This window comes from Phyllobacterium sp. TAF24 (genome assembly GCF_052113785.1).
Classification (GTDB): domain Bacteria; phylum Pseudomonadota; class Alphaproteobacteria; order Rhizobiales; family Rhizobiaceae; genus Phyllobacterium.
The window spans coordinates 60,770-83,163 of the sequence record NZ_JBFRDN010000004.1 but is presented as its reverse complement, the minus strand read 5'-3'; the positions used below and the strand labels follow the sequence as shown (position 1 = coordinate 83,163).

Sequence of the window (22,394 nt, the reverse complement as noted above, 5' to 3'; positions counted from 1 at the left end):
GATTGTCTTGACCAGAACGTCAACTAGCTTAACGTAAGGGAACGCATGAAGGGCGCCTGGACTTTGGGAGGAGACCAATGGCTACGCGACATGATGGACAGCATGCCGAACAAATTCAAGCCGCGCTCACCGGAAGTGCCGCTGCGCAATCCGCGCTCGTGGCATCCTGGGGGCGTTCCATGCGCCTTTATGGCTTGAACCCGGAAGAGGGCGCACCACCTGATTTTCTCGGTGAACGTGAACTTGCTGATGCCCGCGAGCGCTTGGGATCGTTGATCACGACTGCGCAAGCAACGCTGGACCGGCTTTATTCCGCCGTTGGCGGTGCCGGTTGCTGCGTGCTTCTGGCGGATAAGGATGGCGTTCCGGTTGATCGCCGCGGCAGCGTGTCTGACGATGACACCTTCTGCAAGATCGGCCTTTGGACAGGGGCTGTGTGGAGTGAAGAGCGTGAGGGCACGAACGGCATCGGTACTGCGCTTGCCGAGCAACGCGCCCTGACAATCCATAGGGATCAGCATTTCCGCAGCCGCAATACGGCGCTATCCTGCACCGTTGCTCCCATATTTGACCATTGCGGACGCCTGATGGCAGCAATCGATGTTTCGTCGGCGCGCCGGGATCTCACCGAAGACTTTGTCAAACTGATTGCTGTTGCTGTTGTCGATGCGGCGCGCCGGGTGGAGGCGGAGAATTTCCGTCTGGCTTTCCCAAAGGCACGGATCATGCTGGCAAAGCTTGGGCCGGATGTGAGCTATGAACGCAGCGCAAGCGCGCTGATTGCCGTGGATGAGGATGATCTCGTTATTGGCGCGTCCCGGACTGTCCGGCATTATCTGGGTCTCACGGATGAAACCTTGAGCAAGCCGCTGCCTGCCGCCAATCTTCTCGGGCAGAACATGGGAATAGATCAGGGGTTTGCCGCAGCCGAGCGCAGCGTCATCCAGCGTGCCCTTGCCAATGCGGGCGGCAACATATCGACCGCCGCCACCATGATGGGAATGGGCCGTGCCACGCTGCACCGCAAGCTGAAAAAGCTCGGGATCAACTGAAGCCAAGGCGGCTTGCTGAATCCAATCCGGCATTGTCTCAAAAGTGAGACAACGGGCAATGCCCGGTCATTGGTGCAGGGTGACACATGTCTATCCGCGCGCGATCCTTCCTCAGCCGCAGGAGGCGGCATTAATCAGTGCGCACAGGCAAGTGGAGCTTTTGCTTTGCAAGCCTCTGCGCCAGGGAGGAACACAATGAACAAGGTAGAATTTAACCGCACAGTTCGCCCGAATTTCAAAAAGCGCTACGGCAATTTCATCGGCGGCAAGTTTGTCGAACCAAAGTCCGGGCGTTATTTTGACAATACCTCGCCAATCAACGGTCAGGTCCTCTGCGAAATCGCGCGGTCCGATGCGAGCGATGTTGAGGCCGCTCTCGATGCTGCCCATGCCGCCAAGGATGCCTGGGGCCGCACTAGCGTTGCCGAGCGCAGTGTTATCCTGAACAAGATCGCGCAGGTGATGGAAGACAATCTGACCCTGCTGGCACAGGCCGAGACATGGGACAATGGCAAGCCGATCCGCGAGACAACCGCTGCCGACCTGCCTTTGGCCATTGACCACTTCCGCTATTTTGCCGGCGTTATCAGGGCACAGGAAGGCGGAATCTCGGAAGTCGACCACGACACCGTCGCCTACCACTTCCATGAGCCGCTGGGTGTTGTTGGCCAGATTATTCCATGGAATTTTCCCCTGCTAATGGCGATCTGGAAGCTTGCCCCGGCACTCGCCGCCGGAAACTGCGTCGTCTTGAAACCGGCGGAACAGACGCCCGCTTCAATTCTGGTACTGGCTGAACTCATCGGCGATCTTTTGCCGCCGGGCGTTCTTAACATCGTCAACGGATTTGGCCTTGAGGCAGGCAAGCCACTCGCGTCCAGCCCGCGCATCGCCAAGATTGCTTTTACCGGCGAAACGACAACCGGCCGTCTGATCATGCAATATGCCAGCCAGAATCTCATTCCGGTGACGTTGGAACTGGGCGGCAAATCCCCCAACATCTTCTTCAAGGATGTGACATCAGAAGATGATGATTTCTTTGACAAGGCGATTGAAGGTTTTGTCATGTTCGCGCTCAATCAAGGCGAGGTATGCACTTGCCCGAGCCGCGCTCTGATCCACGAATCCATCTATGACGAGTTTATGGAGCGTGCGCTCAAGCGCGTTGAGGCGATCGTTCAGGGTGACCCGCTTGATCCTGCCACCATGGTCGGCGCGCAGGCTTCCAGTGAGCAGCTGGAGAAGATCCTTTCCTATATCGATATCGGTAAACAGGAAGGCGCCGAGATTTTGACCGGCGGTGAACGCAATATGCTGGCGGGTGATCTGGCCGGTGGCTTCTATGTAAAGCCGACCGTGTTCAAGGGCCACAATCGTATGCGGGTCTTTCAGGAAGAGATTTTCGGCCCCGTCGTTTCAGTCACCACCTTCAAGGACAATGACGAAGCGCTGTCGATTGCCAACGACACACTTTATGGCCTCGGCGCGGGCATCTGGAGCCGGGATGCAAATACCTGTTACCGCTTTGGCCGGGCCATTCAGGCCGGTCGTGTCTGGACAAATTGCTACCATGCCTATCCGGCGCATGCGGCCTTTGGCGGCTACAAGCAGTCAGGCATTGGGCGGGAAAACCATCTGAAGATGCTGGATCACTATCAACAGACCAAAAACATGTTGGTGAGCTACAGCCCGAAGAAGCTTGGCTTCTTCTGATCACTGTAGAGTCATAAAGCTGGTGGCGCTCGTGTGGCGCCGCCAGCTCCATCTTGGAGGGCATCATGAAAAATCAGGTCAGCGCCACAAATGCTGCTCTCGATCTTATAAAAACACTGCAGGCTGAGTACGGAGCGATCATGTTTCATCAGTCCGGTGGCTGCTGTGATGGCTCTTCACCCATGTGCTACGCGCAGGGTGATTTTATTGTTGGTGATAATGATGTCTGTCTTGGCGAGATTGGTGGCGCGCCTGTCTATATCAGTGCATCGCAATATGATGTCTGGAAGCACACCGAACTGATTATTGACGTCGTTCCGGGCCGGGGCGGTATGTTCTCGCTCGACAATGGCCGGGAAGTGCGGTTTTTGACGCGATCAAAAGTTTGCGCTGTTGATACGGATATCTCAGCAACACAATAGCAATCGCTTTGATTGCCGATGATCCAAGAAAACCAAATGCTGTGTGGCGCCCGGGAAACAGGTGTGCGCCAGCCCCCACATAAGACAATGAAACGTTTCATCACTGCATTCCTTTGAAAGAGGAGGAATGCCTTATCTCACGATGAATTACCCAAAATTATTTGCAAATCGATTTGCAAATGCATTCAAAGCGCGATATTTTGCAATTATGAGCACAATAGCGGAAGTTGCAGAACGCGCGGGTGTGTCAAAGACAACGGTTTCGCATGTCATCAATCATGCGGATCGCGTGTCGAAATCTCTGCGGGAACGCGTTCACCGTGCAATCGATGAGTTGGGCTATGCGCCAAACCCGCAAGCACGCAGCTTGAGGACCGGGCGCACAAACATCATCGCCATGCTCATTCCGGATATACGCAACCCGTTTTATCCGGAGCTTGTAAAAACCGCACAATCGGAGCTTGAGGCAATCGGCTTTGACACGCTGATTTTCAACACGGATGTTCCCGGCGGGCGGTCGCAGGACCATGGCCGGGAATATCTCAGCCAGATCAGCAACAAACGCGTCGACGGACTTATCGTCGGTGATTTCGCCCTGCATGGCATGCACGATGCCCTGCTGAAGATCGATATCCCATCCGTCTTCATTGGGCATCTTCCAAATCAGGCAGTCGACAGCGTCAAAATCGACGACCACGGGGGTGGTTATCAAATGGGGGAATATCTTGCGAAAAAAGGCCATCGCCGTATTGCTCATGTTACCGGTCCGTCCTTTTTCAAGGAAGCAATGCAACGGGCAGAAGGATTCGAGCAAGGCTTGCACGATTATGGAGTTCCCCTCATCGAAGGGATGCGTTACGAGGGTACGTATCTCACACCCTCCGGCAAAGACGCTGCCCAGTGGCTACTGGCCCGTCATGCGGCAAACCTTCCTTCGGCTGTTTTTTTCGGCAACTACCTGATGGCGGCGGGCGCGCTGGCAGAGTTTTATGATCGCGGCATTCGTGTGCCTGAAGACATCGCGGTTGCCGTGTTCGGCGACCAGCCGCAGCTTGAATATATCAGACCCAAACTGACCCGGGTGGGCAATAGTCCGGCGGTTCTTGCGCGCCGCGCCACCGAAATGCTGATCGACCGTCTCAATGGAACCTATGACGCAGAACCGCGCACGGAGGTGGTGCCCTGTATCCTGCATCCTTTTGATACGGCCTGATCTGACAAAACACGGGCGAACACCGGTGGAGGAGCATTGGCGTTGCGTCTGACAAGGAAGAGGGAGGAAATCATGAGCAATGAATTCAAGGGACACGATAAACGGTCGCGGACTGATCTGTCGCGCCGCAAGATATTGACCAATGCCTCGGCTTTTGCCGCTGCCGGGCTGATCGGTGGCGTCACGGGTTTTCCGTTTATCAACACAATGGCTGTCCGGGCACAGGATGCTCCGCTCAAGTTCTGGCAATTCTATGCGCCCGGTGGTCAGGTTCCATCCCAGATTGCCTGGTTCGAGAAGACCGTGGCCGACTGGAACGCCAGCCATCCGCAGAAGGTTGAACTCGAATTTGTGCCGAACTCGGAATACATCAACGGCACCAAACTGGCGACGTCGTTTGCCTCGGGAGATGGACCGGATATTTTTCTGATCTCGCCCGGTGATTTCCTGCGCTATTACAATGGCGGTGTGCTGCAGGATTTAACGCCGCATATCGATGCCACGGCTCAGGCAGACTTCCCGGAGAGTGTTCTTGCGAGCCGAAAGGTCGATGGCAAGATCTACGGTATTCCGATGGAAGTCGAGCCGATGGCTATGTATTATTCCATCAGCGCCTTTGAAAAAGCCGGGCTCAATGAAAATGATGTTCCCAAGACATGGGACGAACTGCTTGAGCTTGGCAAGAAGCTGACAACGCCGGAACGCTTCGGCGTCCTGTTTGAGACCAATCCCGGCTATTACCAGAACTTCACCTGGTATCCGTTCCTGTGGCAGGGCGGTGGGGCCTTTCAGGGTGCCGATGGTAAGAGTGCCTTTGACTCTCCCGCGACTATTCAGGCGCTGAAATTCTGGCAGGACGCAATCAATCTCGGGGTGGCTCCAAGGCAAGTGCTGGGCTACGGCGCCAATGACGTTGTTGCCAATCTCGGCTCCGGTTATGCGGCGATGCAGAATGTCGGTATCTGGGCTATTTCTGCCATGCAGAACAATGCCAAGGATGTTCCCTACGGCATTTTCCGGTTGCCGACCCCTGCCAACGGGAAATACGTGACCGTTGGTGGTGGCTGGGCGTTTGTCGCCAATGCCAAGGGTAAGAACCCTGATGCTGCCGCTGCGTTTTGTGCATGGGCACTGGCTTCCATGGATCAGGGGTCGGTCGACCGTGTGGTCAATTGGTGCACGGTCGGAAAATCCGACATGCCGCCACGCAATAGCGCGCTCAAGTCAGGCGCCGAGGTTTACAGCAAAGGCGGCATGGGCATCTTTGCCAAAGACATCCATCCGGGCACTCGAGCCGAACCGCGACTTCCGCCTGAGGTCTACAAGATCATCTCGGATGCCATTCAGCAAACCCAGTTGAACGGTGCCGACCCGCAGGCCACCGCAACGGCGGCGTCGCAGCAGATTGATGCGTTCCTTGCTTCCTATAAGGGCGCGCCGATCCTTTGACGCACTGCCAGAAGGGGACCTGTATCGATGAATGACCGGCCTCTCGTTATCAACAGGCGTCGCGGTCTGTCGGCAAAGCATCGCGAGTGGATTGCAGGCTACCTGTTCGTCTTGCCGGATGCGCTGGGTCTTCTCATCTTTCTGGGCTTGCCGATGGTCTTGTCATTCGTCATCGGCTTCTTTGAAGTCGATGGCTTTGGCGCATACACGTTTGCAGGTCTTGGAAACTACGCTCGCATGATCAGGGACCCGTTTTTTTGGTCGGCAGCAAAAGCCACCGCACTTTATGCGTTTATGCTGGTGCCCTCGCTTTATGTCTGCGGGTTGGGCCTTGCTCTACTGATCCAGAAACCCGGGCGTTTCAATGCCGTCATCCGCGCGATGTTCTTTGCCCCGCATATGGTCAGTCTGGTTGTAGTGGCGCTTGTCTGGCAATTTATGGTTGTCGACAAGATTGGCGTGATCAGCCGGTTGCTACCCAAACTCGGATTGCCTGCCATCTCGTTTCTTGGCGATCCCAGTTTTGCCCTTGTGGCGGTTGTCGTCGTCAGCGTCTGGTTCCTGATGGGCTTTTACATGCTCATCTTTCTGGGCGGATTGCAGGATATTCCGGCAGAGTTTTATGAGGCTGCGGAAATAGATGGGGCAGGGCCGATTGCGCGGTTCTGGTACATAACGCTGCCGCTGCTCAAGCCGACAAGCTTCTTCGTTCTGCTGGTCTCGATGGTGGCTGCTGTTGCGGGGGCTCAGGTCTTTGACATCATCTATGTGATGACGCGGGGCGGCCCGGCCAATTCGACCTCTGTGCTGATCGTTTATATCTATCAGCAGGCGTTCAATTTCGGCGCCTTTGGCTATGCCGCGGCCATGGCCTCAACGCTTATTCTTCTGCTCATGCTGCTTACGCTGGTGCTCTTCCTGTTCACGCGTGGAGGGCGATTTGACCATGAGTAGTCCGCATCGCGGTTCAGCCTATTTTGCCCGCTCGCAGATCACCCTTGTTCGTATCATCTGGATGGCCGTCGCAGCGGTTCTGGCGCTCATGACGATCTTTCCACTGCTGTGGATGGTGTCGATCGCTTTCAAACCCGCCGCAGAAACGTTCTCATCCAATCTCATTCCCGGCGCGCCAACCTTCGACAACTTTATCTATGTGCTGACCGGCGTGCCGTTTCTGCGCTTCATGTTCAACAGCCTCTTCGTCTCTGCGGCTGTTACCATCATCGCACTGTTCTTTCACTCCATGGCCGGATATGCACTGGCGCGGCTGCGGTTTCCGGGACGGGAACTGATTTTTCTCACGATTTTCTCGACGTTTCTGGTGTCGCTGCCCGTCATTATCGTTCCGTTGTTCATCATCGTAAAATGGCTCGGTATGCTCAATTCCTATGCGGGGCTGATCATCCCCGCCATTTTCAATGCCTTCGGTATTTTCCTTTTGCGCCAGTATTATCTCTCGATCCCGCGCGAGATGGAGGAGGCAGCGCTGATGGATGGCGCCAGCTATTGGCGCATTTACTGGAACATCATTCTGCCGCTGAGCCGCCCGATCCTGTCAGCTCTGGCAATTCTGTTCTTTCTTGCCAACTGGAACTCATTTCTTTGGCCGCTGACCATCACCTCGGATAGCAAGCTCTGGATGGTGCAGGTCGGCATTGCCAATTTCAAAAGCCAGTACGCCGCAGCCTGGAACTACATGATGGCTGCCTCGACCATCGTCGCCATTCCGACGCTTGCCCTGTTCGTGATTTTCCAACGGCAAATCATCAATTCCATCAAGACCAGTGGCCTGAAATGACCGCGTACCATTCCACAGGAGAACTGATATGACCGATGCCGCACTTTCACCGCTTCGCGGTCTGGCAAAATTGCGCAAGGCAAAAACCCGCCGGTTCTCGAGTTTTGACCGCACGGGAGGAAATGATGATCGTCTGCATATTGAACCCGGCGAGACAGTGGTGATTGCTGAACATGCCGGGGCCGGTATTGTGACCCACATCTGGGCGACCCTTGCCTGCGAAAGCGAGAGTTTCCTGCGCAAAATCGTCCTGCGTGCCTGGTGGGATGGCGAAGCGGAACCGAGCATCGAAACCCCGATCGGAGATTTTTTCGGTATGGGCCATGCGCAAACCCGCAATTATGCGAGCTTGCCGATGCAGGCCAGTCCCGAGGATGGCAAGGCCTTTAACTGCTATTTCCCGATGCCATTTGCTTCCCACATGAAGTTCACGATCACCAACGAGGCGGAGCATGATCTCCTGTTTTATTACTACGTCGATCTTGAACTGCATGAGACGCTTGACGAGGATATGGGACGTTTCCATGCCCAGTACCGGCAGGACCGGCCACACGCGCCAAGCGAGGAAGGAAGGACGAACGAGCAGGTTTTGTTCGGCAGCGAGAATGTCGATGGCAAGGAGAATTACACCATCCTGAATGCAACAGGGCATGGTCACTATGTCGGTGTTCTCTTCAGCGTTTATTCACGTAGGCGGTCCGCCGTCTGGGACTGGTACGGCGAGGGTGATGACATGATCTTCATCGACGGTGAACCCGGAATCTCGGTTCCTGATACGATCCGCAAGCCTGATCCGCGTATTGGTCCCAAAGCGGAACTGATTGCAGATCGTGCTGAATCTGTGCCGGGTGCGAATGATGCCTGGCCGCCGACCCTGCATGGAACTGGGACCGAGGACTATTTCAATACGGCCTGGTGCCCGACCCAGACCTATAGCGCGCCCTATCACGGCATAATTGCTGCGGGCGGTCCCAACTGGACAGAGCCGGTTACGCTCTATCGCTGGCATATAGAAGACCCGGTTATCTTCCACAAAAGCATCCGCGTTACGATTGAACATGGCCATGCCAATGGCCGTTCGGATGACATTTCTTCGGTAGCATTCTGGTATCAATCGGAACCACACCAAAGCTTTGACAAACTGCCGGAGGTTGCTGAACGCGTGCCAACATTTCGGTCGCCGTACCGCAATTGGTCCGCCGTGGTGAACAAGACAAGAAGCTGATCACGCAGCCCTTACCGGCATTCGGCTATTCTTCTGCTTGAACACCCGCATCATTGGCGGCCAGCCGTTGCGACCGGCGGTGGCTGGCGCGGGGCAGAAATTCCACCGGATGGATTTCCTGCAGGGCTTCCGGGGCTTCTCCGTCAATGGCCCGTAGCAACAGGGAGGCTATGCGAACGCCGATATCGTCGCCCGTCACACGCATGGTGGAGAGCGGTGGATCGGTAAACGCACTCATCGGCAAATCATCATGGCCGATAATGCTGACCGTATTTCCATGCGTGATTTCACGCAAGGCACGTAAGGTGCCAACGGCCATTTCATCGGTCGCACAAAGGATAGCTGTGGGTTTGACTGAGCCGCTCATCAGGGCTTTTGCGGCGGCATAACCGCCTTGCTCGGTTGGATCCCCCTCTGCCAGAAACGCCGATGACAATCCAGTCTGGCCAAGGGCAGCTTCCCAACCCATGCGGCGGTGGTGGGCAAACGAAAACGCCTGTGGCCCCGCAATATGCCCGATATGAATATGACCATCGGCGATGAAACGCAGTGTCGCATCGCGGAAGCCAGCAAAGCCGTCGCCATCGAGGAAAGCGTGGGGTTTGGCAGATTCTGTCCGGCCCAGCGTAACAAAAGGGATACCGCGCGACTGAAGCAATTCCACCCGTTCGTCATTGCGTTTGGTGCGCACCAGCAGCATGGCGTCGACACGCTGGCCATCGACAAAGCGCTGGCACATTTCCAGCTCGCTTTGGCCGCGCGGGACAGGAGCAATGACAAGATTAAGGCCGGATAGCGCCAGATGTTCTGCACATGCCGAAAGGATATCGAGGAAATGCGGTGGTCCGATATGACCGGGAGCTGTTGGGAGCGTAACGGCGACAAGTTCGGCGCGCTGACGGCGCAAACGGCGGGCGGCTACGTTGGGCTGGTATCCCGTCTTGGCCGCGGCTTCCAGAACCCGCGCCTTCGTTTTTGCCGATACGTCCGAATAGCCGTCCAGAGCCCGAGAAACCGTGGTGATGGATAGACCAAGCGATTGCGCCAGTTGTTTAAGATTGGACATGCCCCCTCCCGGAAACGCTCATTTTATAGTTTTCCGAAACGTTTTGGAAGTCAACTACCAAAGCTATGCTAGCAATTTCAGGGGAACGGATGGGAGTCGCAGGTCTTCCGCAATCACTCAATACTGCGGAAAACCTGCGAAAAAGGGTAATCAGGCGCGCTCTTCCCAGATCTTCGCCACCTCGACGAGTGTCTTGACGGCTCTTTCCATATCCTGCCTGCTGACCCATTCGAGTGGTGAGTGAAAGGCATGGCCGCCAGCAAAGATGTTGGGGCAGGGCAAACCCATGAAGGACAGCCGGGAGCCGTCTGTGCCGCCCCGGATACTGCCGCGCACCGGTTCCATTCCTGCCCGGCGTACCGCTTCAAGTGCGTTCTCGACTATCTCCGGATGCTGGTCGAGAATGACTTTCATATTGCGATATTGCTGCGTGACCTTGAAGGTGTAGGAAGAGCCGGGATATTCAGCAATGACCTCTTTCACGATCGCCTCAATCAGGGCTTCCTTGGCAGCAAGCCCATCATCATTGAAATCCCTGATGATGAAACTGAGAGCGGCCTTTTCCATCGAACTGGTCACACCGGTTGGGTGAATAAAACCGTCTCTGCCGGATGTCGCCTCTGGTGCAATATCTTTAGGCAAGCGATTGATGATCGCACCAGCAATCTTGATCGCGTTCTCCATTTTATCCTTGGCAAAGCCGGGGTGGATGGCAACACCTTGAATGGTGACGTCTACACCGTCGGCCGAGAATGTCTCGTCTTCGATATGCCCGGCGGTTTCACCATCGACCGTATAGGCGAACTGGGCGCCAAGTTTTTCAAGGTCAACTTTATCTGCACCGCGCCCGACTTCTTCGTCGGGAGTGAAGAGGATCTTGATCGTTCCGTGTTTGATATCAGGATTATCAACCAGGAATTGGGCCATGCTCATGATCTCGGCAACGCCTGCCTTATCGTCGGCGCCCAGCAGCGTTGTCCCATCAGTGGTGATGATATCGTTGCCGATCTGGTCACGTAGCACCGGATTGTTGGTGACGCGGATGACCTGTTGCGGATCGCCTGAAAGCTGGATGTCGCCGCCAGCGTAATTGCGCAGGATTTGCGGTTTGACATTTGTGCCGGTGAAATCAGGCGCAGTGTCCATATGCGAGCAGAAGCAAATGACCGGCACCGGCTTGTCAACGTTCGAGGGAATCGTCGCGTAGACGTAGCCGTGCTCGTCAAGATGCGCATCGGACAAGCCGATTGCCAGCAATTCATCGACCAGAAGCCGTCCCAGATTCTTCTGCTTCTCGGTGGTGGGCTGCGCGGATGACTTGGGGTCCGATTGAGTATCGATAACCACATAGCGGAGGAAGCGATCGAGGACAGTGTCAGTCATAGGCAGATCCAATCTTTGCACGAGAATGATGCGCTGATGTAGCGTCTATCGCCGTCGCCGTGAATAGATTTTCATTTGTTGGCGTGTTTTTCACCGGGCAATATATAGCCGAATTGCGCGTGGCATCTCCCGGCTCTGCACGGAATGTCGCAACGGAGTTTATTCCAGAGAGTTTTTATGGTTAATGCCTTGTTCAGGTATGATGGGTTAGCTTTTTATGGGTTGGCCTCCGCCGAGGCCTGCTAAAGGTCCGGTCCACTTTGGTATTGAGTATCGGGTGAACAGGACTATAGATTTTGCTTTTACGGTTCAGTCCATAGCCTCCATGGCACGGGCCGATGCGGTATATGGAGGGGATAACACGATGACAATCGCATCTGACACTATTCATGAAGCTGTTATTGAACAATGCGAGGAACGTCTGCGGCTTGCCATGCTTGCTGGCGATGTCGAGGCGTTGAACACGCTGCTGGCTGACGATCTTATTTTCATTGATCATCAGGGTCGCCGTGCCAGCAAGGCAGACGATCTTCAAGTCTACCGCAGTGGTGTTCTGGAACTCGTACAGATCGAGATTCTTGACCGTATCATCAAGCCGCTCGACAATGCGGCACTGGTTTCATTGAGAGCGCGGGTCGCCGGAGCCTATTACGGTGAAAAGTTCTCGGAGAAATTGGCCTATACGCGCGTCTGGAGCCGCACATCGGGCGCTTGGACCATCATTGCAGCCCATTGCTCTCGTATAACCATGTGACAAGCCAGACGGATTGCCGTTGTGGCTCTTCAAAAAAATAAGCCCACGATATTTAAATCGTGGGCTTGTTCGTCTCATGACAATCAACGGTTGGTTATGCCGCAGGCTTCTTGACGAAGAAGGATGCCAGAACCGCGCCAAGCGAAATGATCGCCCCGCAAAGAAACGCCGTTTTGATGCCGCCGGTTGTTGCGGCGAGGATATCGCCCCCGCCAGCGCTGACACTCGCTGCACGCAAAGTCATGATGGCAACAAACAGTGCTGTACCAGCGGCACCGGCAACCTGTTGGGTGGTGCCGATCATGGCACTCCCATGGGAATAAAGTCTGGGTGGCAGTGATCCCAGGCTGACGGTGAACAGCGGTGTAAACATCAAAGCAAGCCCAATGCTCAACACGATATGCGCGATTAGCAACATCCAGTACGGCGTATCCTGCTGCACGAAGATCAGTCCCCACATTACCAGACTGAGCAGAATTGCACCCGGAATAACCAATGGTTTTGGACCGTATTTATCAAACAGGCTCCCGACCTTTGGCGCACACAGACCCATGATCAACCCACCCGGCAACAAGAGAAGCCCGGTTTGCAGAGTGGTAAGCCCCAGTACATTTTGCAGATAGATCGGCAGAAGAATGAAGACGCCAAACATCGACATCATCAAGATGGCCATCATGACCACCGCAATCGTGAATGTTGTTGTCGTCAGCGTGCGCAGGTCAAGAAGTGCCCGATCCTGCTTTTGCAGCTGCAGCTGACGCAAAACAAAAATTGCGATCACGGCTGCACCGATCAGAAGCGGAATCCAAGGCGAGACGACCGGAGGATGAAGCGCAGCTTCACCCAGTCCACTGAGACCATAGACAAAACTGCCAAAGCCGATGGCAGAGAGGAATATGGAGAGGACATCGATTGGTGCCGTCGTGGGTACTGTAACGTTCTTTATCCGCGACGCACCCAGTGCCAGCGCGCCAAGTGCGATGGGCAGCACCAGAAGGAACAGCCAACGCCAGTCGAGTGCTGACAGGATCAAACCTGAGATTGTCGGCCCGATTGCCGGTGCAACCGAAATGACAATCGAGATGTTTCCCATGGTTTTGCCGCGCGTTTCCGGCGGTACAAGGTTCATCACCGTTGTCATAAGCAGCGGCATCATGATCGCTGTGCCTGATGCTTGAACAATACGCCCGACGACAAGCTCGGCGAAACCCGGCGCAAGCGCTGAAATCAGTGTGCCGGCACTGAACAAGGACATGGCAAGAATGAACACAGGACGTGTATTGAGACGTTGCAGCAGATAGCCGGTAACAGGGATGACAACAGCCATTGTGAGCATGAAAGCTGTCGTGAGCCATTGGGCGGCGCTGGCGGTAATGCCAAGGTCGGACATCAGGTGTGGTAGTGCGACAACCATGATCGTTTCGTTGAGAATAACGACAAACGCCGATACTAAAAGTAGAGCGATGACGAGCTTGTTACGCGCACTATGATCTTCCACAGCAGGTGTATCCGACGATGTGCCGGAATAAGTCGAGGATTCATCTGTCATGATCTTGCCTTAGCTGGAATTTGAACAGGGATAGTTTCAATAGCCGAAATCGCCAAGCGACGGATATATTTCCCCAATGATGAATTGTCATATGTGATTATGACAGATGTGATGAACTATTATAACATCGTCACATGAAAAGGGAGTGGGCATGCTGACACATGCTGCCACCCCATATCCTGGATAAGATGGAAGGAAGCTGCGCTAACTAGCGTAGACAACCGACCAGGGCGGCGATGCCAGCCCCGGCTTGCGGACCCAGATTGACGCCTGCCATGACAAGGACCGCCGGTGCGTTCCGGATGGCATCTTCCCCTAAAAATCCCGCCAACGGATTAACGATGCTATTGATCATAGGCAGCGCTTCCATACCCAGTATCATCATCGTTCCACCGATGCCTACCCCCAACCCGAATCCAGCATCAAAATAAAGAGTACCGCCCTTAATGTCGGACTCTGCCAATTCGCTACCTTTGAACGCATCAGTCATGTAGATTTTTCCGCCACTCGGAAAGGCTTTTATCGATCCAGCTCCTGCGACCGCAGTTTTTTTAATCAACAATGGCGGCACCCTGTGCTTGCCAAATCTGGCTCCCACGCCGATGCCAGCACCCAGACCACCATACCAAAAGTCTTTTTGTGTTCCTGAGGGATCGTTCAGGACGACAGTCCCGCCCGAGATAGCCAATTCGGCTATACCGATGCCGCCAGTAGCACCTGTTTCATAACTCCAGCCACTTGGTCTCAAGAACATGAATTTATCCCTTTCGCATGACAGCCGTTAGAACCGCCTATTCAAATCCCGGCAAACCACTCTTTCAGACTTAACTGACTTATGGCCGGGTTGAACTCCATTATCTTGTTGAGCGCATCATCTTTGCTTTGGTGAATGGCTCATCGGAAAGAAACTGTTCCAGCTCGGGCAGGGTCTTTGCCCGCGCTACTACAATGCCGCCGCGAGCTGCAATATCGGGACCAGAGAATAGCAAAAAGCCATCATCATGCCCTTTCTGCAGAAACTCGATATGTTGCGGGAGCAAAGAAAAAAGCTCTTCAGAGGCGATGAGGTGTTCACCTTCGACCAGAAAATGCTTCATGTTCGAACCTCTTTGCTAGAGCCTGAGCTTGATCTCAAACAATGCCAAGCGAACGTTTTAGGTAAATCATAGATTCTGAACAGTTGTCATATGACAATGCTGAAAAAAATTACCGTATCGGAACGGGACCCTTGTGGTTGAGTCTATCCTATAGGCCAAGCCGAATAATCATATGGATGGCATATGCCAACTGTTCAGAACTCACCGCAATTGTAAAAAGTTAGCCATTCTCGCTGCGCCGTCGAAAGAGCGCGGATGACGAAATGGTTGCCGGGCAAAACCTTGCCAGATCAGCCAATTATTAACATTGAATCTGGAGTTCAAGATGAAGACGTCATTACTGTCGGGTGTTGCGGGCGCCGCAATGTTGGTGTTGGGCGGAACGGCATATGCGGATCTTTTGGTCGGTATCGGTGCTCCTCTGACTGGTCCAAATGCTGCTGTCGGTGCGCAGATCCAAAAAGGGGCCGAAGCCGCTATTGCCGAGATCAATGCTGCCGGAGGCATCAACGGCGAAAAGGTCAAACTTGTGCTCGGCGATGATGTTTCCGATGCAAAACAGGGTGTCTCAGTAGCCAACAAGTTTGTTGCTGACGGCGTCAAATATGTGATTGGCCACTATAATTCCGGTGTTTCCATTCCGGCATCCGAAGTCTACGCGGAAAATGGCATTGTTGAAATCACGCCCGGCGCGACCAACCCTGTGTTCACCGAGCGCGGCCTTTGGAACACATTCCGCACCTGCGGGCGTGATGATCAGCAGGGTGGTATCGCTGGCGAATATATTGCCAAGCATTTCAAGAATTCGAAAATTGCTGTTATCCACGACAAGACGCCCTATGGTCAGGGGCTTGCCGATGAAACCCGGAAGATGCTGGAAGGCAAAGGGATCAAGACAACCCTTTATGAAGGTGTGAATGTTGGCGACAAGGATTTTTCTGCGCTTATCTCCAAAGCCAAACAGGCGGGGGTCAGCGTCCTTTACTGGGGTGGGCTGCATACGGAAGGCGGTTTGATCATTCGCCAATTGGCTGATCAGGGCCTGAAGGTTACATTTATATCAGGTGATGGCATTGCAAACACCGAACTGGCTGCGATTGCGGGCGATGCCGTGGCGGGAACACTGAACACATTCGGCCCTGATCCGCGCACCAATCCTGCCAATAAGAAGATTGTCGAAAAGTTCCGTACCTCTGGCTTTGAACCTGAAGCCTATACGCTGTATTCCTATGCGGCGGCTCAGGTTCTTGCTGCAGCCGCAACAGCTGCCAAGTCCAATGATCCGGAAACTGTTGCCAAGACCCTGAAGACCAAAGGACCGTTCAAGTCGGTTTTGGGAGAGATCGCCTTTGATGACAAGGGTGATCCAAAGCTGCCGGGTTACATCATGTATGAATGGAAAAAGAACAAGGACGGGGCTTACACCTACGTTCCACAATAAGCGGCGATCTTCCCAAGCGACGCGAGGTGATGCCCGGTCGATTGACCGGGCATCTTTTTTCCGCAAGCCGTTAAATTCCTGTTCTAATGCCCATTCTTCAGCAGGACAGGCGCAGCATTCTTGAGCAAGGCCACCAGCTGACTTTGCTGATGGGTCCCGGTCTTGTGGAACAGGCGCTCGAGATAAGCGCGAGCCGTACTGTTCTTCAGGCCTGTTTCTATCGCGGCGTCCTTCAGGGAAAAGCCGCTGGCGAGCAGCGCAGCCAATCGGGATTCCGACGGTGTCAGTTTAAAGATTGCCCTGATCTGCTCATCGAAACCATCAGGATTACCCATGTCGATCTTCTTGATGATGACAATGGCGCAGCGACCGCTCGTCAATCCGGCAAAGGGTGAATCAAACACGGGTGCAATTTCCAGCACATAATCGGCCACCTGCCCGGCATCCGTGGAGGATTCAATAATGACACGACCACCTGAGCCGACGACGCCGTTCATGTGAAGGCCACATGCTTCAGCAACCAGCTTTTTCAACTGACGCAATGACTGGGATTGGACCGTCAGAAAGCCATTACGCCGCGTCAGCTCAGCATGGCCCGTATCAAGCAGCACTCCGGCCGGGTCATTCATTTCGAGAATGCGCAGATCCGCATCCACCACCACCGCGCCAAAGGGCAGGCGGGAGAAGGTTGCCGTCAAGGCATTGGCAAGCCGCATCTGTTCATTGATCTGGCTTGCCCGTTCGAAGTGTGGAGTAAGAAGCGCAAAAAGTTCGGCTTCGCTGTTTTCGAAAGATGGCTGGTTGGGGCCACGCCTGATGTCGACGAATGTAAGGCCCGTCGCCGTGTGGTTAAGTTTGCAGCATAAGCCATCATACATATCCTGCGGCTTCATCCATTCGTTCCAGAAGGTGCTGCGCCGGAACGTATCCACATCGAAAAGATTTCTGTCAGCGACGATGCGATGTAATGGTCCTGCCGATAGCGAGGTCACGTAGGGATTTGTCTGGGTGTGTTCTTCGACGTATTTGCGAAAGTAACCCTCATCCTGATCGGTATTGAACGACCAGGTTGCTGTTCCGTTGTTGGCGTGATTGGTGAGGCATACGGCCGAACTGTTGAGCAGTTGGCGTGTTGACTGAATGGCTGGCGTCCATTGCGTTGGATCGAAGGCGGCCAGATAAATCTGGCCGATCAGCCCAGTAATCTGCGCTAGGGATGTTTCAATCATTCTCAATTCCTTCTGATCCCGACCGCTCGCTGCGTCGTCAATTTCGCAAATGCTGGAAGCTACGAATTCGCTGAACAGCGCGGCGAACGGTCAAATCTATTGTGAATATGGATACCGAGATTCTCGATTCGCCCAGTCCTCGCGATCTTTTCGGGTCGCGATGGTCTGAACGAGCGAGGTGACATGCTTGAACCTTTTAAGTCTGCGAAATCAGCATTGATGGAGATGAAACTTGAATGGCCCGGAGGAACAAGGCCGTCTGGAGTTCCGTCATTTTCTGTACCGGCTTAATTTGGGATACTCGTATACAAGTTCGTGAGTTGACATTCAATAGCCCTCTCAGGCATGTCCAGATGAAAAGTATAAGGGGGTGAAATGAGTCCGTTGGACAAGCTGTTCGGCAGTGAGATGAAGAAGCCGCAGACGGCGGCAGACCAAGTTGCCAACACTTTGCGCGAAGCTATCGTCAAAGGTACGATTTCATCAGGTGCGGCTTTGCGGCAGGACGATCTGGCATCACGATTTGGTGTCAGCCGTATGCCTGTTCGTGATGCATTGCGATTGCTGGAGGCGGAGGGATTGGTTTCCATTCATCCGACTCGTGGTGCTTTCGTCGCGCAGATGGATGCGGTGGAAATAAGCGAGATTTTTACGGTGCGGGAGTTGCTTGAAAGCGCAGCATTGCGTCTGGCCTTTCCCTTTTTGACCACAGAGATTTTGGATCAAGCGGAACGCATACAGGACCAGATTGACGAAGAGCCCAGTATCAGCCTTTGGGGCACGTTGAATCTGGCGTTTCACATGACGCTGTACAATCCATGCCACAACACACGGCTGCTGTCGCTTATTGAAGCCCAGCATGGTGCCGCTGACCGCTATGTTCGCATCTTCATGTCAAATATCGATTTTCGAAGTATTTCGAACACTGGACATAGGGGAATTATAACGGCGTGCCGTCAGGGCGATGAATTGCTCGCAGTACAGAAATTGACGGAACACCTTCAGGACGGGCGCCACAAACTCATTGGTTCCGTCAAGAACCTGTCAGAAGCGGCGGCCCGATGACGGCGAGTTTCAGATATCTCTCCGTTTGATCTAGGATACCGCGATCCAACCAAACAGGCTTATTTGCCGCGCAACTGGCTGTCAAATGACAACTGTTCACACCCCGTCGCTCTCGGGCAAAGACAGCACATATGACGAAGAGGCGCATCATATTTCCTGAGGGAAGAGGGATGCATTGCCTCGGTCAACAAAACAGGCTCGCCACCCGCGATATCATTTTCGCGGTGCGGCAGCACAACAAGAGAGCGCATCATGCCACGGATTTCACACCTCTATTTCAAGACCGCAACGATCCTCTTTTTAGCTGGCATCATCATGGGCCTGCATATGGGCATATCAGGTGATCATAGCGCCTATCCGGCCCATGCTCATCTCAACCTGCTTGGCTGGGTCAGTTGCGCCATATTCGGGAGTTATTTTGCGCTCAATCCGGCAAAGGCAAGCGGCAGACTGCCGATAATACAATTTGCCATCTACACGATTGGCGTTGTTGTCATGATTGTCGGACTCTATTTGATGGCGCTGGGTAACCCTGCAATGGACGCGTTGGTTGGCATCGGGTCATTCATCGTGCTTGCCGGGGTTCTGCTTTTTACGGCAATCGTATTTTCCCGGGACGCGTGACCCCGCAGTGCAGCCATGCTTGCATGGCTGCACGCATCCTGTTCGTGCTATAGCTATTTACCGGCTCTTTGATCGCAGAGACGCCGGACTTCCTCTATGAGAGACAGCACTTCCTTTTCTCTTAGAAAATCGATCTTCTGGTGCAGAAGCTCCATCTTCTCGTGCAGCAATTCGATCTCAAGTTCAGCTTTGATATTGATCTTGTAATCATTTTCCGCATCTCTCCGATCTATATCCTGTTGGCGGTTCTGGCTCATCATGATGAACGGTGCCGCATAGGCTGCCTGAAAGGAAAGGGCGAGGTTGAGGAGAATGAACGGGTAGGGGTCCCAACGCTGTACATATGCGGTTACATTCAACACAACCCAGACAAACAATATTAACGTCTGAATGATGATGAAGGGCCACGACCCCATGGTTGCGGCAACCTGATCGGCTATCCTCTGACCCGGAGTTAGATTGGGTGCCAGTTTGGCAGGCTTGAGATCGCGGTTTTTTCGCCGGTGTATTCTCAAGTGACTCAAGAGCTTTCGATCGCTGTCGCCGAGGGCTCGTTTTTCCGGTTCGGTTTCTGTCATTACATCACACCTCTTAGACCGTCCTGACGGAGCGGATCAAATAATCTTGCTGCAATGGGATTTAGCACAAAGGGATAAAGTTTAACTAAAGCGTGAAGGGCGGTAAGACGCGGGACCAGTTTGCCTTGCGCGCCGTTATCACGCGGGGCCGGGATCGCCGGTCGCAATTGCCGCGATCTTCTCCCGCAGCCAGCGTTGCACGGGATGCGTCGTCGTCCTGTCGTGCCAGACCATCGCTATATTGAAGCCCGGAACGATCAGGGGCGGCTCCAATATTTGCAGCCGCTGCGAGCGATCCCGCGCTATTCGGTAGGGAACCAGCGCGATCATATCCGACCGCTCAATCAGTTCCGGCACCATAAGAAACCCCGGCGTGGACAGGACAACACGCCGGTTGCGCCCGACAGCTTCAAGAGCTTCATCCGTCGGTCCGGTGAAGCCGCCGCCCTGCGGCGAGACAATGACATGATCAAGTGCGCAAAAAATATCCAGATCGATGCTTCCCCGCACGATTGGATGGTCAGTGCGGACAATGGCAACATAGCGTTCGCGATAGAGTTTTCTCATGCGTAGCTGTTCCGGCGCGAAATCGGGCGTGATGAGCGCCAGATCAACTTCGCCGCGTTCCATCGGCGGTATAAGTTGCGACGCTTCAATGGATCGCCAGGCGATCCTCACTCCCGGCGCTTCCGTGCGTAATGCGTCGGCAAGAAGCATCAATATGGAATATTGCACGTAATCGCTGGCGACGATGGATATCGTGGCGACGGCGGTAGATGGTTCGAATGAAGCGCCTTCCGCAACAACCCGCCGAACACTTTCCAGTGCCTCATGCAATGGCGTCTGCAACTCCAGCGCACGCTGGGTGGGCACCATGCCGCGCTGAACCGGTAATAACAGCTGGTCCCCCAGAATATCCCGCAACCGGGCAAGTCGCGCCGATAGAGCCGGTTGACTGAGGTTCAGCCGCTTGGCTGCACGGGTGACGTTCCGCTCGGCAAGCAGCGTATCCAGAGTAACGAGGAGGTTCAGGTCTAGACGGTTGATATCCATATAAATTATACCAGCACATTAAAACTTCGATTTCAAGAATGGCAGAGTCTGGGCCACATAAAGTTCATTGAAATCAGGAGTAAGCCAATGAGCAATGTTCTAATTATTCACGCGCATCCCGAACCGAAATCGCTGACCAGCGCTCTGAAAGATCTGGCTGTCGAAACCCTCATTGCGCAGGGGCACGAAGTGCAGGTATCCGATCTCTATGCCATGGGCTGGAAGGCTATCGCGGACCGGCAGGATTTTCTTGAGGAGGCCAAGCCTGATCGCCTGAACTATATCGCGGAGTCTCGCCATGCTCTTGCATCAGGCACCCAGTCTCCTGACATCGCTGCCGAGCAGCAAAAGCTGTTATGGGCGGACGCCGTGCTGTTCAGTTTCCCGCTATGGTGGTTTGGTATGCCCGCCATTTTGAAAGGCTGGGTTGATCGGGTTTTCGCCTTTGGCTTTGCCTATGGCATCGGTGCCCATGGTGGCGAGCGATGGGGAGATCGTTATGGCGAAGGCACTCTTAGCGGGCGACGAGCTATGCTTGCCGTCACGATTGGCGGCCGGGAACCGCACTACAGCGAGCGCGGTGTAAACGGACGGATTGAGGATATTCTCTGGCCTATCCAGCACGGAATGCTTTTCTATCCGGGTATGGACGTGCTGCCGCCCTTTACAATTTACCAGAGCAACAGGCTCTCCGAAGCCGATTGGCCAGTGATAGCCGAAGCATATAAGCTCCGCATTGCGAACCTGTTCAACGAGCAACCTATCCCGTTCCGCACCCAGAATGGCGGGCATTATGATGGTCAGCAGGTTCTGAAACCGGGATTGGGCGCGGGAACAAGTGGTGCGAACATCCACCTGGTGCAGCCGGGAGATCCCGAGCAGGTTCTCGACAGTACCGTGCCGGAACTAGAACAGGCATAAGCCTATAGTAAGTTCGTACTATTCGGGCAGATTGACTTCGCTCACCGGTCGCGGCGGCCAACGTTTGAGAGCTTCGATACCCAGCTCTGTCAATGCGTAAACGCCGCGATCGACACGCTCGAACCAGCCGTAAACATTCGTCAGCAGAATCTTTGCCGCATCTGGCGCCGTGTCACGCAAATCGCGTGGGCGCAATTGACCCTGTTGCAAAGCCTGAGCACAGGCAAGGGCGCGCTGACGATAGGCCGTCATAATGGGTTTGCGCGTTCCGCCGCCTAACGTCGGATCTCCCTTGCGTCGCTGATGTTCCCTGACAAGACGTGATCGTTTACGCGCATTCTTTCGAGGCATCGGCGCTTCGGGGCTCACAATGACGCTGACGACGTCGTTATCGGCAACGCCAAGCATGCCAAAGCCGAGGCGGCGGCAGAGGTTACGAAAACGGCGATCACTTTCGCGTCCTTTCCCCTTGGCTGAAACCCGAGCTGCAATCCAGACTTCATCGCTTGCCATGGCGCGGTCGACAGCCTGTAAAATAAGTTCAAGATTGAAACTGAGTTTTAGTTCGCAAATGACAACGAGCGGTGGCTCGCCGTCGGAAAGTGCGACGATGTCACAGCCAACGATTTCGCCCTTTACGTCATAACCGGCCTCTTCGAGGAAGCCTTTGATGGGAAGGTAAAGCGCCGTTTCCAAATCATGTCCTTTGTCTTGGTCGGCAGTTTACAGTTATTCGCGGGAGATTGTCTCTATGTCCCAATT

General features: G+C 54.3%; 22 protein-coding genes. 13 read left to right on the top strand and 9 right to left on the bottom strand.

From position 1 onward, the window contains the following. The first annotated feature begins 77 nt into the window (after positions 1-77). From AB4Y96_RS05195 to AB4Y96_RS05160, 8 genes are all read left to right on the top strand, one after another. Positions 78-1,052 carry a GAF domain-containing protein gene (locus AB4Y96_RS05195; protein WP_441916134.1) on the top strand — a complete coding sequence of 325 codons (975 nt, stop codon included), beginning with the start codon at positions 78-80 and terminating at the stop codon, positions 1,050-1,052. Between the two features lie 195 nt (positions 1,053-1,247). Then, a complete protein-coding gene (gene adh, locus AB4Y96_RS05190; RefSeq protein WP_441916133.1) occupies positions 1,248-2,765 on the top strand; it encodes an aldehyde dehydrogenase in 1,518 nt (505 codons plus the stop codon). A gap of 65 nt (positions 2,766-2,830) precedes the next feature. Continuing rightward, positions 2,831-3,187, top strand: coding sequence for a DUF779 domain-containing protein (locus AB4Y96_RS05185; protein WP_441916132.1), 357 nt, complete (start codon positions 2,831-2,833; stop codon positions 3,185-3,187). Between the two features lie 208 nt (positions 3,188-3,395). Then, the gene (locus AB4Y96_RS05180) at positions 3,396-4,400 is read left to right on the top strand and encodes a LacI family DNA-binding transcriptional regulator (protein ID WP_441916131.1); all 1,005 of its coding nucleotides are present in this window, start codon (positions 3,396-3,398) and stop codon (positions 4,398-4,400) included. Positions 4,401-4,472: 72 nt separating this feature from the next. After that, positions 4,473-5,849, top strand: coding sequence for an ABC transporter substrate-binding protein (locus AB4Y96_RS05175; RefSeq protein WP_441916130.1), 1,377 nt, complete (start codon positions 4,473-4,475; stop codon positions 5,847-5,849). A gap of 27 nt (positions 5,850-5,876) precedes the next feature. After that, entirely contained in the window at positions 5,877-6,803 is a 927-nt protein-coding gene (locus AB4Y96_RS05170; RefSeq protein WP_441916129.1) for a carbohydrate ABC transporter permease, read from the top strand. Beyond that, complete coding sequence (locus AB4Y96_RS05165; RefSeq protein WP_441916254.1) at positions 6,796-7,647, top strand: carbohydrate ABC transporter permease; 852 nt, start codon at positions 6,796-6,798, stop codon at positions 7,645-7,647. The genes AB4Y96_RS05170 and AB4Y96_RS05165 overlap by 8 nt, the downstream gene beginning before the upstream one ends. A gap of 28 nt (positions 7,648-7,675) precedes the next feature. Then, complete coding sequence (locus tag AB4Y96_RS05160; RefSeq protein WP_441916128.1) at positions 7,676-8,872, top strand: glycoside hydrolase family 172 protein; 1,197 nt, start codon at positions 7,676-7,678, stop codon at positions 8,870-8,872. 25 nt (positions 8,873-8,897) lie between these two features. Here the strand turns inward: AB4Y96_RS05160 and AB4Y96_RS05155 are convergent, their stop codons facing one another. Both AB4Y96_RS05155 and pepT read right to left on the bottom strand, forming a co-directional pair. Next, the gene (locus tag AB4Y96_RS05155) at positions 8,898-9,938 is read right to left on the bottom strand and encodes a LacI family DNA-binding transcriptional regulator (RefSeq protein ID WP_441916127.1); all 1,041 of its coding nucleotides are present in this window, start codon (positions 9,936-9,938) and stop codon (positions 8,898-8,900) included. A gap of 150 nt (positions 9,939-10,088) precedes the next feature. Continuing rightward, positions 10,089-11,321, bottom strand: a complete 1,233-nt coding sequence (pepT, locus tag AB4Y96_RS05150) for a peptidase T (protein ID WP_441916126.1) — start codon at positions 11,319-11,321, stop codon at positions 10,089-10,091. A 364-nt stretch (positions 11,322-11,685) separates the two neighbouring features. Between pepT and AB4Y96_RS05145 the strand changes: the two genes are divergently transcribed. Then, positions 11,686-12,075 (top strand): nuclear transport factor 2 family protein, encoded by a 390-nt coding sequence (locus tag AB4Y96_RS05145; RefSeq protein WP_441916125.1) that lies wholly within the window; start codon positions 11,686-11,688, stop codon positions 12,073-12,075. 94 nt (positions 12,076-12,169) lie between these two features. Here the strand turns inward: AB4Y96_RS05145 and AB4Y96_RS05140 are convergent, their stop codons facing one another. From AB4Y96_RS05140 to AB4Y96_RS05130, 3 genes are all read right to left on the bottom strand, one after another. Next, positions 12,170-13,624 (bottom strand): DHA2 family efflux MFS transporter permease subunit, encoded by a 1,455-nt coding sequence (locus AB4Y96_RS05140; RefSeq protein WP_441916124.1) that lies wholly within the window; start codon positions 13,622-13,624, stop codon positions 12,170-12,172. Between the two features lie 208 nt (positions 13,625-13,832). Beyond that, complete coding sequence (locus tag AB4Y96_RS05135) at positions 13,833-14,378, bottom strand: hypothetical protein (RefSeq protein WP_441916123.1); 546 nt, start codon at positions 14,376-14,378, stop codon at positions 13,833-13,835. Positions 14,379-14,478: 100 nt separating this feature from the next. Further along, positions 14,479-14,721 carry a YciI family protein gene (locus AB4Y96_RS05130; RefSeq protein ID WP_441916122.1) on the bottom strand — a complete coding sequence of 81 codons (243 nt, stop codon included), beginning with the start codon at positions 14,719-14,721 and terminating at the stop codon, positions 14,479-14,481. Between the two features lie 325 nt (positions 14,722-15,046). On the opposite strand from AB4Y96_RS05130, the gene AB4Y96_RS05125 reads away from it, so the two are divergent. Next, positions 15,047-16,162, top strand: a complete 1,116-nt coding sequence (locus AB4Y96_RS05125; RefSeq protein ID WP_441916121.1) for a branched-chain amino acid ABC transporter substrate-binding protein — start codon at positions 15,047-15,049, stop codon at positions 16,160-16,162. Positions 16,163-16,245: 83 nt separating this feature from the next. On the opposite strand, the gene AB4Y96_RS05120 is transcribed toward AB4Y96_RS05125, so the two are convergent. Continuing rightward, entirely contained in the window at positions 16,246-17,391 is a 1,146-nt protein-coding gene (locus AB4Y96_RS05120; protein WP_091882503.1) for a helix-turn-helix transcriptional regulator, read from the bottom strand. 375 nt (positions 17,392-17,766) lie between these two features. Here AB4Y96_RS05120 and AB4Y96_RS05115 point away from each other — a divergent pair, with 375 nt between their 5' ends. Beyond that, the gene (locus tag AB4Y96_RS05115; RefSeq protein ID WP_244518403.1) at positions 17,767-18,456 is read left to right on the top strand and encodes a GntR family transcriptional regulator; all 690 of its coding nucleotides are present in this window, start codon (positions 17,767-17,769) and stop codon (positions 18,454-18,456) included. Between the two features lie 252 nt (positions 18,457-18,708). Further along, the gene (locus tag AB4Y96_RS05110; RefSeq protein WP_441916120.1) at positions 18,709-19,080 is read left to right on the top strand and encodes a hypothetical protein; all 372 of its coding nucleotides are present in this window, start codon (positions 18,709-18,711) and stop codon (positions 19,078-19,080) included. 53 nt (positions 19,081-19,133) lie between these two features. On the opposite strand, the gene AB4Y96_RS05105 is transcribed toward AB4Y96_RS05110, so the two are convergent. After that, a complete protein-coding gene (locus tag AB4Y96_RS05105) occupies positions 19,134-19,658 on the bottom strand; it encodes a DUF1003 domain-containing protein (RefSeq protein WP_441916119.1) in 525 nt (174 codons plus the stop codon). A 138-nt stretch (positions 19,659-19,796) separates the two neighbouring features. Next, entirely contained in the window at positions 19,797-20,711 is a 915-nt protein-coding gene (locus tag AB4Y96_RS05100; RefSeq protein ID WP_091882496.1) for a LysR family transcriptional regulator, read from the bottom strand. 87 nt (positions 20,712-20,798) lie between these two features. Here AB4Y96_RS05100 and AB4Y96_RS05095 point away from each other — a divergent pair, with 87 nt between their 5' ends. Then, positions 20,799-21,632, top strand: a complete 834-nt coding sequence (locus tag AB4Y96_RS05095) for an NAD(P)H-dependent oxidoreductase (protein ID WP_441916118.1) — start codon at positions 20,799-20,801, stop codon at positions 21,630-21,632. Between the two features lie 18 nt (positions 21,633-21,650). Here the strand turns inward: AB4Y96_RS05095 and AB4Y96_RS05090 are convergent, their stop codons facing one another. Continuing rightward, entirely contained in the window at positions 21,651-22,328 is a 678-nt protein-coding gene (locus AB4Y96_RS05090; protein ID WP_441916117.1) for a DUF2161 domain-containing phosphodiesterase, read from the bottom strand. Between the last annotated feature and the right edge of the window lie 66 nt (positions 22,329-22,394).